The sequence below is a fragment of the Actinomadura sp. NPDC048032 genome, from assembly GCF_040653175.1.
GTDB classification, from domain to species: domain Bacteria; phylum Actinomycetota; class Actinomycetes; order Streptosporangiales; family Streptosporangiaceae; genus Spirillospora; species Spirillospora verrucosospora.
In genome coordinates this window covers 1-17027 of the sequence record NZ_JBEZJP010000145.1, presented here as the reverse complement: position 1 = coordinate 17027, position 17027 = coordinate 1, and the positions used below count along the sequence as shown (strand labels likewise).

Here is a 17027-nt window from a genome sequence, read left to right as displayed (position 1 = left end):
TCCGTGTACTCGCCGCCATGTCGGGCGGCGTCGACTCCGCCGTGGCCGCCGCCCGCGCCGCCGAGGCCGGGCACGATGTGACCGGCGTCCACATGGCCCTGTCCAGCAATCCCCAGTCGTACCGGACGGGGGCGCGCGGCTGCTGCACCCTGGAGGACTCCCGGGACGCCCGCCGCGCCGCCGACGTGATCGGCATCCCGTTCTACGTGTGGGACCTCGCCGAGCGCTTCCACCGGGACGTGGTGGAGGACTTCGTCAGCGAGTACGCGGCGGGCCGCACCCCGAACCCGTGCCTGCGCTGCAACGAGAAGATCAAGTTCGCGGCGCTGCTGGACCGGGCGATGGCGCTCGGCTTCGACGCCGTCTGCACCGGCCACTACGCGCGGCTGGACGGCGGCGTCCTGCGGCGCGGCGTCGACGCGGGCAAGGACCAGTCGTACGTCCTGGCCGTCTGCACGCCCGAGCAGCTCGCGCACGCGCTGTTCCCGCTCGGCGACACCTCCAAGGCCGACATCCGGCTGGAGGCGGAGCGCCGCGGCCTCCAGGTCGCCGACAAGCCCGACAGCCACGACATCTGCTTCATCGCCGACGGCGACACGCGCGGCTTCCTGGCCGAGCGGCTGGGGTCGGCGCCCGGCCCGATCGTCGACGCCGACGGCAACGAGGTCGGCGAGCACGACGGCGCCTACGCCTACACGATCGGCCAGCGCAGGGGCCTGCGGATCGGCACCCCGGCGCCGGACGGGCGGCCCCGCTACGTCCTCGACATCTCGCCGGTCACCAACACCGTGACGGTGGGGCCGCGCGAGTCGCTGGACGTCCACGAGATCACCGGCGAGCGCCCCGTGTGGCTGAGCGAGGCCCCGCGGGGCCCGTTCGAGTGCCAGGTCCAGCTCCGCGCGCACGGCGAGGTCTACGACTGCACGGCCGAGCACACCGGGAACGAGCTGCGCGTCCGCCTGGCCACGCCCGCGCGGGGCGTGGCGACCGGCCAGGCCGCCGTCCTCTACGACGGCGACCGCGTCCTCGGGTCGGCCACGATCGCGGAGACCGCGCGCGTCCCCGCCTGACCAGGGTGCCGGAAGGAGAGTGCGATGCGGTTCGGTGTCTCGACGTTCGTGACCGATGAGGGGATCGGCCCCGCCGCGCTCGGGCGGGCGCTGGAGGAGCGCGGGTTCGGGTCCCTGTTCGTCACCGAGCACACGCACATCCCCGTGAAGCGGGAGTCGGAGTATCCGGGCGGCGGCGAGCTGCCGCGCATCTACTACCGGACGCTCGACCCGTTCGTCGCGCTGTCGGCGGCCGCCGCCGTCACCGCGCGCCTCCGGCTCGGGACGGGCATCGCGCTGGTCGTCCAGCGCGACCCGATCACGCTGGCGAAGGAGACCGCCTCCCTCGACCTGGTCTCCGGCGGACGCGCCGTGCTCGGCGTCGGCGCCGGCTGGAACCGGGAGGAGATGCGCAACCACGGCACCGACCCGGCGACCCGGATGCGGCTGATGCGCGAGCGGGTGCTGGCGGTCAAGGAGCTGTGGACGAAGGAGCGGGCCGAGTTCCACGGCGAGTTCGTCGACTTCGACCCGGTGTTCTCCTACCCCAAGCCCGTCCAGGACCCGCATCCGCCCGTGCTGGTCGGCGGCTCGGGGCTCACGGCGCTCGACCGGGTCGCGGAGTACGGCGACGGATGGATGCCGCTCTACGGCCGCGGAACCGGTGATCTCGCCGCCCGGATCGCGGACCTGCGCGAGCGGGCGGGACGCCGGACCCGGTGACGGTGTTCGCCGTCCCGGCCAGGCCGGAGGCCGTCGCCGAGCTGGAGGCCGCGGGCGCCGACGAGGTCCTGTTCAACCTGCGGACCGAGCCGGAGGACGGCACGCTCCGCCGCCTCGACCGGCTGGCCGCGCTGCTGTGATCGCCGTCCCGCGGCGCCGATAGGGTTTGCCGGGTGACGAGCTTTCCGTGGCAGGCCGGGACGGCGACCGGCGTCGGGTCCTATCCGGGGGAGGACCCCGCCGAGGCGCTGCGGATCGTCCTCGGCGAACTGCCCGAGCTGCCGCACCTGCCCGAGCTGCCGGCCCGCGGCCCCGGCGCCGACCTGGCGGGACGGACCGCCGGCCTGCTGGTCGAGATGCCCGTGCACCTGGAGCCGTCCGGCTGGCGGTTCTCCGACCGTCCGGGACGCGACACGCAGCGCTCCCTCGACCACCTCGCCCGCGACCTGGACGTCCTGGAGGAGGTCGCGGGCGGCCACGACGGGCCGTTCAAGATCCAGGTCTGCGGGCCGTGGACGCTGGCCGCCTCGATCGAGCTGCGGCACGGCGACCGGGCGCTGAAGGACCCAGGCGCCGTCCGCGACCTGACCGCCTCGCTGGCCGAGGGCGTCGCCGCCCACGTGGCCGACGTCCAGCGCCGGCTCCCGGCGGCGCAGATCATCCTGCAGTTGGACGAGCCCGGCCTGCCCGCCGCCCTGGCCGGGACGGTCCCGACCGCCAGCGGCTTCTCCCGCCTACGGGCGATCGAGGCGCCGATCGCCGAAGAGGCCCTCCGCACCGTGATCGGCGCGACGGACGCCTACCCCGTCGTGCACTGCTGCGCCCGGAACGTCCCCTACGACCTCCTGCGCGGCGCCGGCGCGAAGGCCCTCTCCATCGACCTGCGCCTGGTCCCGAGACGCGACGACGACGCCGTGGGGGAGGCGATCGACGCGGGGATCGGCCTGTTCCTCGGCGCCGTCCCCGCGACCGACGCCGCCCTTCCGCCCCTCAAGGCGACCGCCGAGCCGGTGCGGGAGCTGTGGCGCCGCTTCGGCTTCCCCGCCCAGCGGCTGGCCGAACAAGTCGTGATCACTCCGGCCTGCGGCATGGCGGGCGCCTCGCCCCGCCACGTCCGCGCCGCCCTCAAACGCTGCCGCGACACCGCCCGGATGCTCTACGAAGCGGCTCTCTAGAAGGGCGCGCCGAGGGCTCATATTGTCGGTCCCGTTGGCGAGAATGGGGGCATGACCATGAGCGACGGCGTTCCGACCGAGGCGCGGCAGCGCCACAAGGAGCTGAGCGAGCGGCTCGACGAGGCCAACTACCGGTACTACGTCCTCGACCAGCCGACGCTCTCCGACGCCGAGTACGACCGGATGATGCGCGACATCCGGGCGCTGGAGGAGCGGTATCCGGAGCTGGTCACGCCCGACTCGCCGACACAGCGGGTCGGCGCGCCCATCGTCACCGACTTCGCGACCGTCCAGCATCTGGAGCGGATGCAGAGCCTCGACAACGCGATGAGCGCCGAGGAGCTGCTCGCCTGGGACGAGCGGGTCGTCAAGGAGGTCGGCGAGGTCGCCGGCTACCTGTGCGAGCTGAAGATCGACGGCCTGGCGATCGCGCTGACGTACGAGAAGGGGCGGCTCGTGCGCGGGGTCACCCGCGGCGACGGGCGCACCGGCGAGGACGTCACCAACAACGTCCGCACCATCGCCGACATCCCCGCCCGGCTGGCCGGCGAGGGCTGGCCGGACGTCCTGGAGGTCCGCGGCGAGGTCTTCCTGCCGGTCGAGGGGTTCGAGCAGGTCAACGCGGTCCAGATCGAGGCGGGCAAGGAGCCCTTCGCCAACCCGCGCAACGCGGCGGCGGGCTCGCTGCGGCAGAAGGACCCGCGGGTGACCGCGCACCGGCCGCTCGGCATGCTCGTCCACGGGTTCGGCGCGTGGCGGGGCGGGGAGCAGCCCGACAGCCAGTCCGGCGCGTACGAGCTGATGCGCGGCTGGGGCCTGCCGGTCAGCGACCGCTACAAGGTCGTCTCCGGGCTCGGCGCCGTCCGCGAGTACATCGAGGAGTACGGCGAGGACCGGCACGGCACCGCCTACGAGATCGACGGGGTCGTCGTCAAGGTCGACCAGTTCGCGCTGCAGCGCCGGCTCGGGTCGACGAGCCGGGCGCCGCGCTGGGCGATCGCGTGGAAGTACCCGCCGGAGGAGGTCAACACCAAGCTCCTCGACATCAGGGTCGGCGTGGGGCGGACCGGGCGCGTCACCCCCTACGGGGTGATGGAGCCGATCAAGGTCGCCGGGTCCACGGTGGAGCGGGCGACGCTGCACAACGCGAGCGAGGTCAGGCGCAAGGGCGTGCTGATCGGCGACACGGTCGTGCTGCGCAAGGCGGGCGACGTCATCCCCGAGATCGTCGCGCCGGTGACCGGGCTGCGCGACGGGTCCGAGCGCGAGTTCGTCATGCCCGACACCTGCCCCGAGTGCGGGACGGAGCTGGCGTACGAGAAGGAGGGCGACGTCGACATCCGCTGCCCGAACGCCAGGAGCTGCCCCGGCCAGCTGCGCGAGCGGCTGTTCTACCTGGCGAGCCGCAAGGTGCTCGACATCGAGGCGCTCGGCTACGTCGCGGCGACCGCGCTCACCCAGCCGCTGGAGCCGAGCGACCCGCCGGTGAAGAACGAGGGCGACCTGTTCCACCTCACCGTCGACCAGCTGCTCCCGATCAGGAGCCCGGTCCTCGACCAGCGGACCGGCACGGCCAAGACCGACCCGAAGACCGGCGAGCCGAAGGTGGTGTCGTTCTTCGCCAACAAGGAGGGCGAGCCGAAGAAGACGGTCGAGATCCTCTTCGAGGAGCTGGAGAAGGCCAAGCGGCAGCCGCTGTGGCGGGTGCTGGTGGCGCTGTCGATCCGGCATGTCGGGCCGTCCGCCGCCCAGGACCTCGCGCGCGAGATGCGCTCGCTCGACGCGATCGCCGAGGCGACGGAGGAGGAGCTCGCCGCGGTGGACGGCGTGGGGCCCACCATCGCCGCGTCCATCAAGAAGTGGTTCGAGGAGCCCTGGCACCGCGAGATCGTCGACAAATGGCGGGCCGCCGGCGTCCGGATGCGGGACGAGGGGGCCGCGGGGCCGCGCCCGCTGGAGGGCGTCAGCGTGGTGATCACCGGATCGCTGGAGGGGTTCAGCCGCGACTCGGCGACCGAGGCGGTGCAGCGGCTCGGCGGGAAGGTGTCCGGGTCGGTGTCGAAGAAGACGGGCTTCGTGGTCGTCGGCGACAGTCCAGGGTCGAAATACGACAAAGCGGTCAAGTTGGGCGTGCCGGTCCTGGCCGAGGAGGGGTTCCGGGTCCTACTCTCCGATGGGCCAGATGCGGCCAAAAACGTAACTATGCGCGCGGACGCCTAACACGGCGTGGTTGCGGGGGTTTCGACCAGGGTTGCGTTACTCAGGGGTACACTTCCACTACCCAGCGACGAGGGACGGACGCGGAAAGGAAATAACGGAACGTACGCAACCGGTTTCGCGAAGTTGAGCGAAGGCCGTACCCTCCCTCACATCACGACCCACACCTGAAATCTCCGGACGTAACACCCGGGGGGCGTCCCCCGAGGTCGGGGACGCCCGGTGCCGGGGGGCGACCCCCCGCAGCCCCCCGAGGATGTGATGAAGGACCCGAACAACACGCGGAACACGGCGCCACGCCGTGGCTCCCCGTTGTGGATCTACTTCGTCGTCGTCATCCTGCTCGGCCTCGCCGCCGCGGCCGCCGCGTTCTCCGGGCTGACCCGCGCCGACCTGGACGCGCTCGCCGGAACCCCCGTGTTCTGGATCCTCGGCTGCTTCATCATCTTCGGCGAGCTGCGGCCGATCATCACGCCCGGCAGCACCGAGAACAACGGCGCCACCACCTCGACGACGTTCTCGTTCGCCGCGCTGCTGTACGCCGGGCTGCCCATCGCCGCCGCCCTCCAGGCCGTCGCCGTGATCACCTGCGGGATCTTCCGCTCCCGCTCCCCGCACCGCATCGCCTTCAACGTCGCGCAGTACACGCTCAGCCTGGCCGCCGCCCAGCTCGTCCTCGCGCTCTCCGGCGACCTCGCGACCCCCTCGCAGCTGTGGGTGCCGCACGGCTCCGACCTGCCCGCGATCGCGCTCGCCGGCGCTGTCTACTTCGTCTGCAACGACACCCTCGTCGGCGCCGCCGTCGCGCTGCACGCCCGCGTCTCGCTCGTCAAGGCGCTCCGCTGGGACCTGGCCTACCAGGTCCTCGTGCACCTGGCGCTGCTCGGCCTCGCCCCGCTGATGGTCATCGCGATGGACCGGTCCGCCGTCTTCGTGCCGCTGATCGTCCTGCCGTTCATCGCCGTCTACCTCAACGCCTCCGTCTCGGTCCGGCGCGAGCACCAGGCGCTGCACGACGGGCTGACCGGCCTGCCCAACCGCAAGCTGCTGATCGTCCGCACCGAGGAGGCCCTCGCCGAGGCGCGCGGCGCGGAGCGGCGGCTCCCGCGCGCCGCCGGGCTCGGGGCCCGGCGCCGCAAGGCGGCCGACCCGCCGGACCACCGCGCCGGGCTGTTCCTGCTCGACCTCGACCGGTTCAAGGAGGTCAACGACACCCTCGGGCACCCCACCGGCGACCGGCTGCTCCAGCTCGTCGCGCACCGGCTCACCCACAGCGTCCGCCCCGGCGACCTCGTCGCGCGGCTCGGCGGCGACGAGTTCGCGGTGCTGTTGCCCACCGTGCGGGACGAGGCCGCCGCCCGCGAGGTCGCCGCCCGGCTGCGCGCCGCGCTCTCCGAACCCGTCCGGCTGGACGGCATGTCGTTCGACCTGGAGGCCAGCGTCGGCATCGCGCTGTTCCCCGACCACGCGCCCGACTTCGAGCTGCTCCTGCAGCGCGCCGACGTCGCCATGTACAACGCCAAGGAGGCCCGGACCGGCGTCGAGACGTACTCGCCCGGCAAGGACCGCAACTCCCCGGCCCGGCTCAGCATGCTCGGCGACCTGCGCCGCGCCATCGACCGCTCCGAGCTGGAGCTGTTCTACCAACCGAAGATCTCGCTGCGGGACGGCCACCTCGTCGGCATGGAGGCCCTGCTGCGCTGGCGCCACCCCGACAAGGGCCTCCTGGAGCCCGAGGCGTTCCTGTCGGTCGCCGAGCAGACCTACCTGATGCGCTCGATCACCCACTACGTCGTGCAGGCCGCGCTCGCCCAGACCGCCGCGTGGTGGCGGGCGGACATGCCGGTCCAGGTCGCGGTGAACGCCTCAGGACGCGACCTGCTCGACACCGGGCTCACCGAGGTCATCGAGGAGGGCCTGCTCGCCCGCGGCCTGCCCGCCGCCGCGCTCCAGCTGGAGATCACCGAGCGCATCCTGATGAACGAGCCCGCCTACGCCTCCGACACGGTGAGCGCCCTCGCCGAGCTCGGCATCCCGCTCAGCCTGGACGACTTCGGCACCGGCTACTCCTCCCTCGTGCGGCTCAAGCGCCTGCCCGTCGAGGAGATCAAGATCGACTCATCGTTCGTGGGGCGCCTGGCCGACTCGGCCGACGACGCCGTCATCGTCCGCTCGATCGTCGACCTCGTTCGCACGCTCGGGCTGCGCTCGGTCGCCGAGGGCGTCGAGGACCCGGCCACCGCCGAGCGGCTGCGGGAGATGGGCTGCGACGCCGCCCAGGGCTGGCACTTCTGCCGTCCCATGGACGCCGCGACCGCCACCGACTGGCTGTACTCCTTCGCCGTCCCCTCGGTGAAGGCGCCCGGAGGCGCCTGACCGCCACGGCCGAACGCCGATGGGGGCAGGGACCGTTTCGCACCAGAAGGGTCTTCCAGCGGACGCGCGGGCAGGGCGCCGCCCAGGTGAGGGGGCGCCCTGCCCGCCGCGGGGCGTGATGCGGGGGGCGGTGTCCGCGGTCAGTAGCGGCGACGGGCCTCGTAGTCGTCGGCGTAGTACTCCTCGCGCACGGCCGCGGGCGGGGGACGGCGGTCGACGGCGCGGCGGGCGGACATGATCCGCACGATGCCGACGACGAGGCCGATCACGCCACCGATCATGAGGATGACGCCGACCAGCCGGATGTCGATGCCGCTGATGTCGTAGTTGACTGCGTATGCCAGGATCGCGCCGATGATGATCAGGGCGATGCTGCCGCCGATGGTCACGGCGGTCTCCTCTCGTTCGTCCCGGGGGTGGACGCAAGAAGCGTTCCCTCTGTGCGGGGATGAAACGGGCGACCTGGGCGACCCGCCGCGGGCACGCCCGCGTAAACGGGTCGGGGTGCGGGCGCGCGGGCCCATAGGATGGCCGTGAACCCACTTCATCGCAGGAACGGTTTCTTCAATGTCCGCCATCACCCGTGACGAGGTGTCGCACCTCGCCCGGCTGTCCCGGCTGGCGCTCGGCGACGATGAGCTCGACCATCTCGCCGCCCAGCTCGACCAGATCATCTCCGCGGTCGCGCGGGTGCAGGAGGTCGCGGCGGAGGACATCCCGCCCACCTCGCACGCGCTGCCGCTGACCAACGTCTACCGGACGGACGAGGTGCGGGAGTGCCTCCGGCCCGAGCAGGCCCTCGCCGGCGCCCCGGCCGCCGAGGAGCAGCGCTTCCGCGTGCCGCGGATCCTCGACGAGGAGGCCTGAGCGGTGACCGGAACGGAGCGCAGCGGAGTGGAGGGCGCCGCTCAGGCGGCACGCCCGGGGGGCCTGGGGCGTCGTCCCCCCAGAAAGGACACGTGCGGTGAGTGAGCTGGTCAGGAAGAGTGCGGCGGAGCTCGGGGAGCTGATGGCCGCGGGTGAGGCGTCGGCCGTCGAGGTGGCCGAGGCGCACCTGGACCGCATCGCGGCGGTGGACGGCAGCGTCAAGGCGTTCCTGCACGTCGACCGCGAGACGACGCTGGCGCAGGCCCGCGAGGTGGACGAGCGGCGCGCGGCGGGGGAGGAGCTCGGCCCGCTGGCCGGCGTCCCCATCGCGCACAAGGACGTGTTCACCACCGCGGACATGCCCACCACCGCCGGATCCAAGATCCTTGAGGGCTGGCGGCCGCCGTACGACGCGACCGTGACGGCGCGGCTGCGGCAGGCCGGGCTGGTGATCCTCGGCAAGACGAACATGGACGAGTTCGCGATGGGCTCGTCCACGGAGAACAGCGCCTACTTCGTCTCCCGCAACCCGTGGGACCTGGAGCGGATCCCGGGCGGGTCGTCGGGCGGGTCGTCGGCGGCGGTCGCGGCGTACGAGGCGCCGCTGTCCACCGGCACCGACACCGGCGGCTCCATCCGGCAGCCCGCCGCCGTCACCGGCATCGTCGGGATGAAGCCCACCTACGGCGGCTCGTCCCGCTACGGGGTCATCGCGTTCGCGTCCTCGCTCGACACGCCCGGCCCGTTCGCGCGCAACGTGCTGGACGCGGCGCTGCTGCACGAGGCCTTCAGCGGCCACGACGTCATGGACTCCACCTCGGTGGACCAGGCCGTCCCGCCGGTCGTGGAGGCCGCGCGCCGCGCCGACGTCAACGGGCTGCGCGTCGGGGTCGTGAAGGAGTTCGCGGGCGACGGCTACCAGGCGGGCGTCTCGGCGCGCTTCAACGAGGCGGTCGAGCTGCTGGAGTCCCTCGGCGCGAAGGTCGTCGAGGTGTCCTGCCCGCACTTCTCCTACGCGCTGCCCGCGTACTACCTGATCGCGCCGTCGGAGTGCTCGTCCAACCTCGCGCGTTTCGACGCGATGCGGTACGGCCTGCGCGTCGGCGACGACGGCAGCCGCAGCGCCGAGGAGGTCATGGCGCTGACCCGCGCGGAGGGCTTCGGGCCCGAGGTGAAGCGGCGCATCATGCTCGGCACCTACGCGCTGTCGTCGGGCTACTACGACGCCTACTACGGCAAGGCGCAGCAGGTCCGCACCCTGATCAAGCGCGACTTCGAGGCGGCGTTCGAGCAGGTGGACGTGCTGGTCTCGCCGACCACGCCGACCACCGCGTTCCCGATCGGCGAGCGCGCCGACGACCCGATCGCCATGTACCTGGCCGACCTGTGCACGATCCCGGCCAACCTCACCGGCAACGCCGCGATCTCGGTGCCGTGCGGCCTGGCGGACGGCCTGCCCGTCGGCCTGCAGATCATGGCCCCCGTCCTCGGCGACGACCGCGTCTACCGCGTCGGCGCCGCCGTCGAGCGGGCCCTCGAAGAGCGCTGGGGCGGCCCGCTGCTGGCCCAGGCCCCGGAACTGGTGGAGGCGAAGTGACCACTCCGGCCCTGATGGACTACGACGAGGCGCTGGCGAAGTACGAACCGGTCCTCGGCATCGAGACGCACATCGAGCTCGGCACCGCGTCCAAGATGTTCTGCGGGTGCCCGACGGCGTTCGGCGCGGAGCCGAACACGCAGGTGTGCCCGGTGTGCCTGGGGCTGCCGGGATCGCTGCCGGTCACCAACCACGCCGCGATCGAGGGCATCATCAAGATCGGCCTCGCGCTGAACTGCGACATCGTGGAGTGGTGCCGGTTCGCCCGGAAGAACTACTTCTACCCGGACATGCCGAAGAACTACCAGATCTCGCAGTACGACGAGCCGATCTGCGTGGACGGCCACCTGGACGTCGAGGTCGACGGCGAGACGTTCCGGATCGGGATCGAGCGCGTCCACATGGAGGAGGACACCGGCAAGTCGCTGCACGTCGGCGGCTCGACCGGGCGCATCCACGGCGCCGAGTACTCGCTCGTCGACTACAACCGGGCGGGCATCCCGCTGGTGGAGATCGTCACCAAGCCGATCCCGGCGACCGGTGACCGGGCGCCGCTGGTGGCGCGGGCGTACGCGACGGAGCTGCGCGAGCTGGTCCGGTCGCTCGGCGTGTCGGACGTGCGCATGGAGCAGGGCTCGATGCGCTGCGACGTGAACGTCTCGCTGATGCCGCGCGGCGCCGAGAAGTGGGGCACCCGGACCGAGACCAAGAACGTCAACTCGCTGCGGTCGGTCGAGCGGTCCGTCCGGTCGGAGATCGAGCGGCAGGCGGGCGTGCTGGCCGCGGGCGGCACCGTCGTCCAGGAGACCCGGCACTTCCACGAGGACACCGGCCGCACCACGAGCGGGCGCAGCAAGGAGGAGGCGCAGGACTACCGCTACTTCCCCGAGCCCGACCTGGTGCCGATGGCGCCGTCGCGGGAGTGGGTGGAGGAGCTGCGCGCCACCCTGCCGGAGCTGCCGGCAGCGCGCCGCGCCCGCATCCAGCGGGAGTGGAAGCTGTCCGACCTGGAGCTGCGGGACGTCGTCAACGCCGGCGCCGTCGACCTCATCGAGGCGACGGTCGCGCAGGGCACCGACGCCCCGGCCGCCCGCAAGTGGTGGATGAACGAGCTGTCGCGGCGCGCCACCGAGCAGGGCGTCGAACTGGCCGAGCTGCCGATCACGCCCGAGCAGGTCGCCCGCGTCCAGGCGATGATCACCGCGGGCGAGCTGAACGACAAGCTGGCCCGCAAGGTGTTCGAGGGCGTCCTCGCGGGCGAGGGCGGCCCGGACGAGGTCGTCGCCGCGCGTGGCCTGAAGGTCGTCAGCGACGAGGGCGAGCTGTCCTCGGTCATCGACCAGGTGATCGCCGGCAACGCCGATGTGGCCGACAAGATCCGCGCCGGAAAGGTCGCCGCCGCCGGCGCCCTCGTCGGCGCCGTGATGAAGGCCACCCGCGGCCAGGCCGACGCCGGCCGCGCCCGCGAGCTGATCCTGGAGAAGCTCGGCGCCTCCTGACCCTCTGGTCCGAGGTTCCGAACGTCCGCCGAGGCGTCTCCCCCTGGGCGAGACGCCTCGGCGAAGCCCGAACGCGGGGCGGTCGGGTCGTGCTGGTCAGGGGTGGGGGACGTCGATGATGCGGTCGTCGCCTGGGCGGGGTTGGCCTCGTCCGTCCTTGTTGCTGGTCGTCACCCACAGTGAGCCGTCGGGGGCGCGGACGACCGCGCGCAGCCTTCCGTAGTGGCCCTGGAAGCGGGCGAGGGGGCGCCCCACCTTGCCGTTGTCGAGCGGGACCTGCCAGAGGCGCTCGCCGCGCAGCGCGGCGGCCCACAGGGAACCGTTCGCGTAGGCGAGGCCGGACGGCGACGCCTGGTCGGTCGTCCAGGTCAGGAGCGGGTCGGTGAAGCCCTTCCGGTGGCCGACGCCCTCGACGACCGGCCAGCCGTAGTTGCCGCCCTTGCGGATCAGGTTGATCTCGTCGAAGCGGTCCTGGCCGAACTCGGTGGCGTACAGGCGGCCCGCGTCGTCCCAGGCGAGGCCCTGGACGTTGCGGTGCCCGTAGGTCCAGACGCGGGTGCCGAACGGGTTGCCGGGTGCGGGGGCGCCCTCGGGGGTGACCCGGAGGATCTTGCCGCCGAGGGAGTTCCTGTCCTGCGCCATGCCGGTCTCGCCGGTCTCGCCGGTGGTGACGTAGAGCATCTTGTCGGGGCCGAAGGCCAGGCGCCCCCCGTTGTGGATGGAGCCCTTGGGGATGCCGGTGACGATCGGTTTCAGGTCGCTGAGACGGCCGTCATAGGTGGCGCGCACGACACGGTTGTCGGACGCGGCCGTGTAGTACAGGTAGACGAAATGGTCGGTGCCGTAAGACGGGGACACCGCGACGCCGAGGAGACCGCCCTCACCTTTCGCGTCCACACCGGGCACCGTGGCGACCGTCGTCGCGCGCCCGGACGGCGTGACGCGCAGGAGCCGGGCGGTGTCCCGTTCGGTGACCAGCGCGTCGGCTCCGGGCAGGAACGCCACGGCCCACGGCACCTTGAGGTTCTCGGTGACGGAGCGGGGCATGCCGGGCCCGCCGCCGGTCGCGGACGGGGTGGCGGACGCCGGCGGCGGGGTCCTGCCCTCTCCGCCTCCGGACGGCGAGGACGAGCAGGCCGCGAGGAGCGCGGCCGCCGAGGCCACGACGACCGGGGCGAGGATGGTGTGCTGTCGCATGAGCGCCTCCCGCAGGTAGTACGGATCCCGGGTGCTCACCGTTCCCTGTTACGCAGCGTAATCCCGGGCAAGCCGGCGATCCGGGGATGTTCGGCTTTCGGACGTCCCAAACGGATCCGAGACGAGGCCGTTCGTCGCGGGAAGGTCGCCCAGCCTCAATCGCTCCGTGACCTACCGAACGTACAGTGAGCGACACGGTGATCCCGTAGTGCAGCAACGTCGCTGATCCCCGGGCAGGCGAGGCCGGTGCGCTCGCCACCGGTCCGCGCCGATCCGGCGCGGGGCACCATCCGTGACCTTCGGGCCGTTATCCAGGCGGCGAGGGTCGTGGCCCCCAACTCCCCTGGCGCGGCGCGGCCTCCGCCAGGGCCGATCAGCCCATCGGGCAGGAAGGGACGCGGCGCGATGAGCGGCGACTACGCCAGGCGGGTACCGCCGCGTGCGCTGCCGGTCGCCCTGGCGGCGATCGTCGGTGTGCTGTACGCCACCGGCTCGCTGCTCGGCTGGGGCGGCCGCGCCTTCATCGCCTGGACCGAGGCCGGCGCCGCGGGCGCCGCCGCGATCTCCCTGCTGCTGTCGTCCCGGCGCCCCGACGGGCCGTCCGCCGATCAGGCGGCCGCCCCCGGCGGCATCTGGCGCGCGTCCTGGCGGTGGTACGGCATCGCCGCCGCCTCCTGGTTCGTCGGCGCGGTCGGCGGCGCGCTGGCGTACGGCTCCGGCCGCAGCGCCCTGTCGCTGTCGGTGCCCGACCTGTTCTACCTGGTCGCGCTGGTCGCGCTCGTCATCGGGCTGGTCGCGCCGATCCGGCTGCCCCGCGACGCGGGCACGTGGCTGCGCTACGCCGCCGACACCTACGTCTGCGCCTGCGCGCTGTTCGTCCTCGGCTGGGTGGCCCTGTTCGGGAACCTGTACCACCGGTCGGGGGAGTCGCCGCCGGAGTTCCTGCTGGAACTGCTCTACCCGCTGATCGACATCGTGTTCGTCTGCGGGGCGCTGCCCTTCGTGCTCGGCGCCGCGCGCGGGCACCGCCGCCTCGCCTGGATGGGGTACGGCGCGCTGGCGGCCATCGCGGCGGCCGACATCGTGACCACGTTCGTCCGGCTGGACGGGGGCGGGTCGGCCGAGGATCCGTCCGACATCCTGCGCCTGGCGGGGCTGCTGCTCCTGCTGCTGGTGCCGTGGACGGGCCCGGCCGCCGAGCCGGAGCTGCCCGTCGACGACATCCCCGAGGACGTCGCGGCGCCCGCCGAGGAGTGCGGCCGCATGATCGGCCCCGGTCTCGCGCCCGCCGCGGTGGCCGCCGCGGCCGCGCTGTTCATCGCGGGCCACTCGATCGCCGGCAACGACGGCCTGGAGCCGGCGATCTCGATCGCCGCGGGCTCGGCCGCGCTGGTGCTGATCGCGCGCCTGGCGGCGCTGCTGCGGGAGAACGAGGCGCTGCGCCGGGCCGTGGACACCGGCGAGGAGCACTTCCGGGCCCTGTCGGAGAGCATCGACGACGCGGTGCTCATCTGCGACCTCGACGCCACCGTCCGGCACGCCAGCGCGGGCGCCCTGCGGACCTACCGCTACACCCAGGACGAGCTGCTCGGCCGCCCGCTGAACGAGATCATCCACCCGGAGGACCTGCCGCGCGTCCAGCAGGTGTTCACCGAGTTCCTGGACGAGCCGTCCGACGTGGGGCCGCAGGACGCGCTGCGCGTGTCGTGCCGGCTGCGCGCGGCCGACGGGACGTGGCTGCCGACGGAGTCCACGATCTCCCGCTACAAGGGGTCGGGCGGGGCGCCGTCCCGGCTGCTGGTCACCACCCGCGACCTGAGCGAGCGGGCGGCGCTGCAACGGCAGGTCGCCCATCTGACCTTCCACGACGGCCTGACGGGCCTGCCGAACCGGTCGTACTTCGAGGAGCGCACGCGGGAGGTGCTGTCGCGGCAGGCGTCCGGCGGCAAGGCCGCGGTCGTGTTCGTCGACATCGACGGGTTCACCGCCGTGAACGACTCCGACGGCCACGCGGCCGGCGACCAGGTGCTCGCGCAGGCGGCCCGGCGGCTGCGCGCGAACGTCCAGGCCGACGACACGGTGGCGCGGTGGGGCGGCGACGAGTTCGCGGTCCTGGTGCAGCTCCCGCCGGACGACCGTGAGACGCGCGCCACAGTCGAACTGGCCGGTCGGCTCCTTCGCGTGCTTTCGGTCGACCCATACCAGGTCGGCAACAAGCACATCGTGCTGACGGCGAGTGTCGGCATCGCGTTCGCCGCCGACGCGGAGCAGCCGAACGGCGGCGGATCGGACGCGGGGCGCCGGCTCCGCCGCAGCGCCGCCGAACTGATCCGCAACGGCGACCTCGCGATGGCCCGCGCGAAGGAGCTCGGCGGCGGGCGCGTCGAGGTGTACGCGCCGCACATGCACGCCGACGTCGTCCGGCGGCTGGAGCTCGGCAGCGACCTGCAGGCGGCGCTCGCGGAGGAGCAGTTCTCCGTGGAGTTCCAGCCGGTCGTCGACCTGGCCACCTCCCGCGTGACCGGCGTGGAGGCGCTGCTGCGCTGGCGCCGGGGGAACGAGGCGGTGCCGCCGGAGGAGTTCATCGGCCTGGCCGAGGAGTCCGGCCTGATGATCCCGCTCGGCGACTGGATGCTGCGGGAGGCGTGCCGGGAGGTCGCCCGCTGGCGCGGCGACTCGTGGGACGTGGGCCTGTCGGTGAACTTCACCGCCCGGCAGATCGCCGCGCCCCGGTTCGTGGAGTCGGTCGCGGCGGCGCTGGCGGAGACGGGGCTGCCGCCGCAGGCGCTCACGCTGGAGGTGCGCGAGGAGGTCCTCGTCGAGGACGCCGACCAGAACGTCGAGCGCCTGTCCCAGCTGCGCGACCTCGGCGTCCGGCTCGCGATCGACGACTTCGGCACCGGGTACGCCTCGCTGGCCTACCTCGGGCAGCTCCCGGTCGACATCATCAAGATCGACCCGTCGTTCGTGGCGGGGCTCGGTTCGGACGAGACCCTGACGCTGCTCACCCGGACGATCGTGCGGCTCGGCAGCGACCTCGGGCTGACCGTGGTGGCGGAGGGCATCGAGCGGCCCGAGCAGCTGGAGCTGCTGCGGGAGATGGGGTGCCCGCGCGGCCAGGGGTTCCTCGTGGCGCGGCCGATGGCGGCGCGGCGGGTCGAGTCGCTGGTGCGGACGAACCTCGCGGGCAAGGCCCGTCCGGGCGACGTCCCGCTCCCGCTGCCGGGGTGACCGCGGTGCGCGGGGCGGTCATGCCGGGAGGCGCCCCTGCCGGACGACACTCCGTCTCGACATATGAGACAATGCGTCCAAGGATTTGACCGTTGGCCGGACATCGGCGAAAGTGGGCACGTGCAGAGCACCTCCACCATCCTCGTAGTACTTGGTCGGCGCGCAGGCTGACCAAGCTTTCCGTCCTGCGCGCCTCCCCTCGACCGCTCCACGGCGGCGGGGGTTTTTTGTTGCCCGGCGAGCCAAGACTCACTCCCCAAGGAACCGCAGAATCATGACGATCGAACAGATGACGGGAGCCCAGGCGCTGGTCCGCGCCCTGGAGAACGTCGGCGTCGACACCGTGTTCGGGATTCCGGGTGGCGCGATCCTCCCGGCGTACGACCCGCTGTTCGACTCCAGGAAGCTGCGCCACATCCTCGTCCGGCACGAGCAGGGCGCCGGCCACGCCGCCCAGGGCTACGCGATGGTGACCGGCAAGGTGGGCGTCTGCATGGCCACCAGCGGGCCGGGCGCGACGAACCTCGTCACGGCGATCTCCGACGCCTACATGGACTCGGTGCCGATCGTGGCGATCACGGGGCAGGTCGCGTCCTCGCTGATCGGCACCGACGGCTTCCAGGAGGCCGACATCGCCGGCATCACGATGCCGATCACCAAGCACAACTTCCTGGTCACCCAGGCCGAGGACATCGGCCGCACCATCGCCGAGGCGTTCCACATCGCGGGCACCGGGCGGCCCGGCCCCGTCCTGGTCGACATCGCCAAGGACGCCCTGCAGGCCACGGTCGGGTTCGAGTGGCCGGTCGCGCTGCAGCTGCCCGGGTACCGGCCCGTCACCCGGCCGCACTCCAAGCAGGTCCGCGAGGCGGCACGGCTGATCGTCCAGGCGCGGCGCCCGGTGCTGTACGTCGGCGGCGGCGTGCTGAAGGCGGGCGCGGCCGCCGAGCTGAAGGTGCTCGCCGAGCTGACCGGCGCGCCGGTCGTCACCACGCTGATGGCCAAGGGCGCGCTGCCCGACAGCCACCCGCTGAACATGGGCATGCCGGGCATGCACGGCACGGTCGGCGCGGTCGGCGCCCTGCAGCGCGCCGAC

General features: G+C 72.8%; 13 protein-coding genes. 11 read left to right on the top strand and 2 right to left on the bottom strand.

The features are described 5' to 3' along the window. The 6 genes from mnmA to AB0C69_RS20260 form a co-directional block, all read left to right on the top strand. Positions 1–1070 (top strand): tRNA 2-thiouridine(34) synthase MnmA (mnmA, locus tag AB0C69_RS20285; protein ID WP_360355601.1); only part of this gene is annotated, 1070 nt, incomplete at its 5' end. A gap of 24 nt (positions 1071–1094) precedes the next feature. Beyond that, positions 1095–1772: an LLM class F420-dependent oxidoreductase gene (locus tag AB0C69_RS20280; RefSeq protein ID WP_360355598.1), complete on the top strand. Its 678-nt coding sequence runs from the start codon at positions 1095–1097 to the stop codon at positions 1770–1772. Continuing rightward, positions 1769–1912 (top strand): hypothetical protein, encoded by a 144-nt coding sequence (locus AB0C69_RS20275; RefSeq protein ID WP_360355596.1) that lies wholly within the window; start codon positions 1769–1771, stop codon positions 1910–1912. The genes AB0C69_RS20280 and AB0C69_RS20275 overlap by 4 nt, the downstream gene beginning before the upstream one ends. A gap of 33 nt (positions 1913–1945) precedes the next feature. After that, a complete protein-coding gene (locus AB0C69_RS20270) occupies positions 1946–2947 on the top strand; it encodes a methionine synthase (RefSeq protein ID WP_360355593.1) in 1002 nt (333 codons plus the stop codon). A 51-nt stretch (positions 2948–2998) separates the two neighbouring features. Further along, on the top strand, positions 2999–5167 hold the full coding sequence (ligA, locus tag AB0C69_RS20265) for an NAD-dependent DNA ligase LigA (RefSeq protein ID WP_345174808.1): 2169 nt from the start codon (positions 2999–3001) through the stop codon (positions 5165–5167). 258 nt (positions 5168–5425) lie between these two features. Next, the gene (locus AB0C69_RS20260) at positions 5426–7540 is read left to right on the top strand and encodes an EAL domain-containing protein (protein WP_353834074.1); all 2115 of its coding nucleotides are present in this window, start codon (positions 5426–5428) and stop codon (positions 7538–7540) included. Between the two features lie 140 nt (positions 7541–7680). Here the strand turns inward: AB0C69_RS20260 and AB0C69_RS20255 are convergent, their stop codons facing one another. Continuing rightward, on the bottom strand, positions 7681–7929 hold the full coding sequence (locus AB0C69_RS20255) for a DUF6458 family protein (RefSeq protein WP_345174811.1): 249 nt from the start codon (positions 7927–7929) through the stop codon (positions 7681–7683). Between the two features lie 178 nt (positions 7930–8107). Between AB0C69_RS20255 and gatC the strand changes: the two genes are divergently transcribed. The 3 genes from gatC to gatB all read left to right on the top strand — a co-directional run bounded on the left by gatC (position 8108) and on the right by gatB (position 11503). Next, positions 8108–8407: an Asp-tRNA(Asn)/Glu-tRNA(Gln) amidotransferase subunit GatC gene (gene gatC, locus AB0C69_RS20250; protein ID WP_345174812.1), complete on the top strand. Its 300-nt coding sequence runs from the start codon at positions 8108–8110 to the stop codon at positions 8405–8407. A 142-nt stretch (positions 8408–8549) separates the two neighbouring features. Then, on the top strand, positions 8550–10004 hold the full coding sequence (gene gatA / locus AB0C69_RS20245) for an Asp-tRNA(Asn)/Glu-tRNA(Gln) amidotransferase subunit GatA (protein ID WP_360355607.1): 1455 nt from the start codon (positions 8550–8552) through the stop codon (positions 10002–10004). Between the two features lie 14 nt (positions 10005–10018). Further along, on the top strand, positions 10019–11503 hold the full coding sequence (gene gatB, locus AB0C69_RS20240; RefSeq protein ID WP_360355604.1) for an Asp-tRNA(Asn)/Glu-tRNA(Gln) amidotransferase subunit GatB: 1485 nt from the start codon (positions 10019–10021) through the stop codon (positions 11501–11503). Between the two features lie 96 nt (positions 11504–11599). Here gatB and AB0C69_RS20235 read toward each other — a convergent pair whose 3' ends face one another. Beyond that, positions 11600–12739: a PQQ-dependent sugar dehydrogenase gene (locus AB0C69_RS20235; RefSeq protein WP_360355589.1), complete on the bottom strand. Its 1140-nt coding sequence runs from the start codon at positions 12737–12739 to the stop codon at positions 11600–11602. Positions 12740–13105: 366 nt separating this feature from the next. Here AB0C69_RS20235 and AB0C69_RS20230 point away from each other — a divergent pair, with 366 nt between their 5' ends. After that, entirely contained in the window at positions 13106–15931 is a 2826-nt protein-coding gene (locus tag AB0C69_RS20230) for an EAL domain-containing protein (RefSeq protein WP_360355586.1), read from the top strand. 274 nt (positions 15932–16205) lie between these two features. Then, on the top strand, positions 16206–17027 hold an 822-nt coding region (locus tag AB0C69_RS20225; protein ID WP_360355584.1), incomplete at its 3' end, for a thiamine pyrophosphate-binding protein.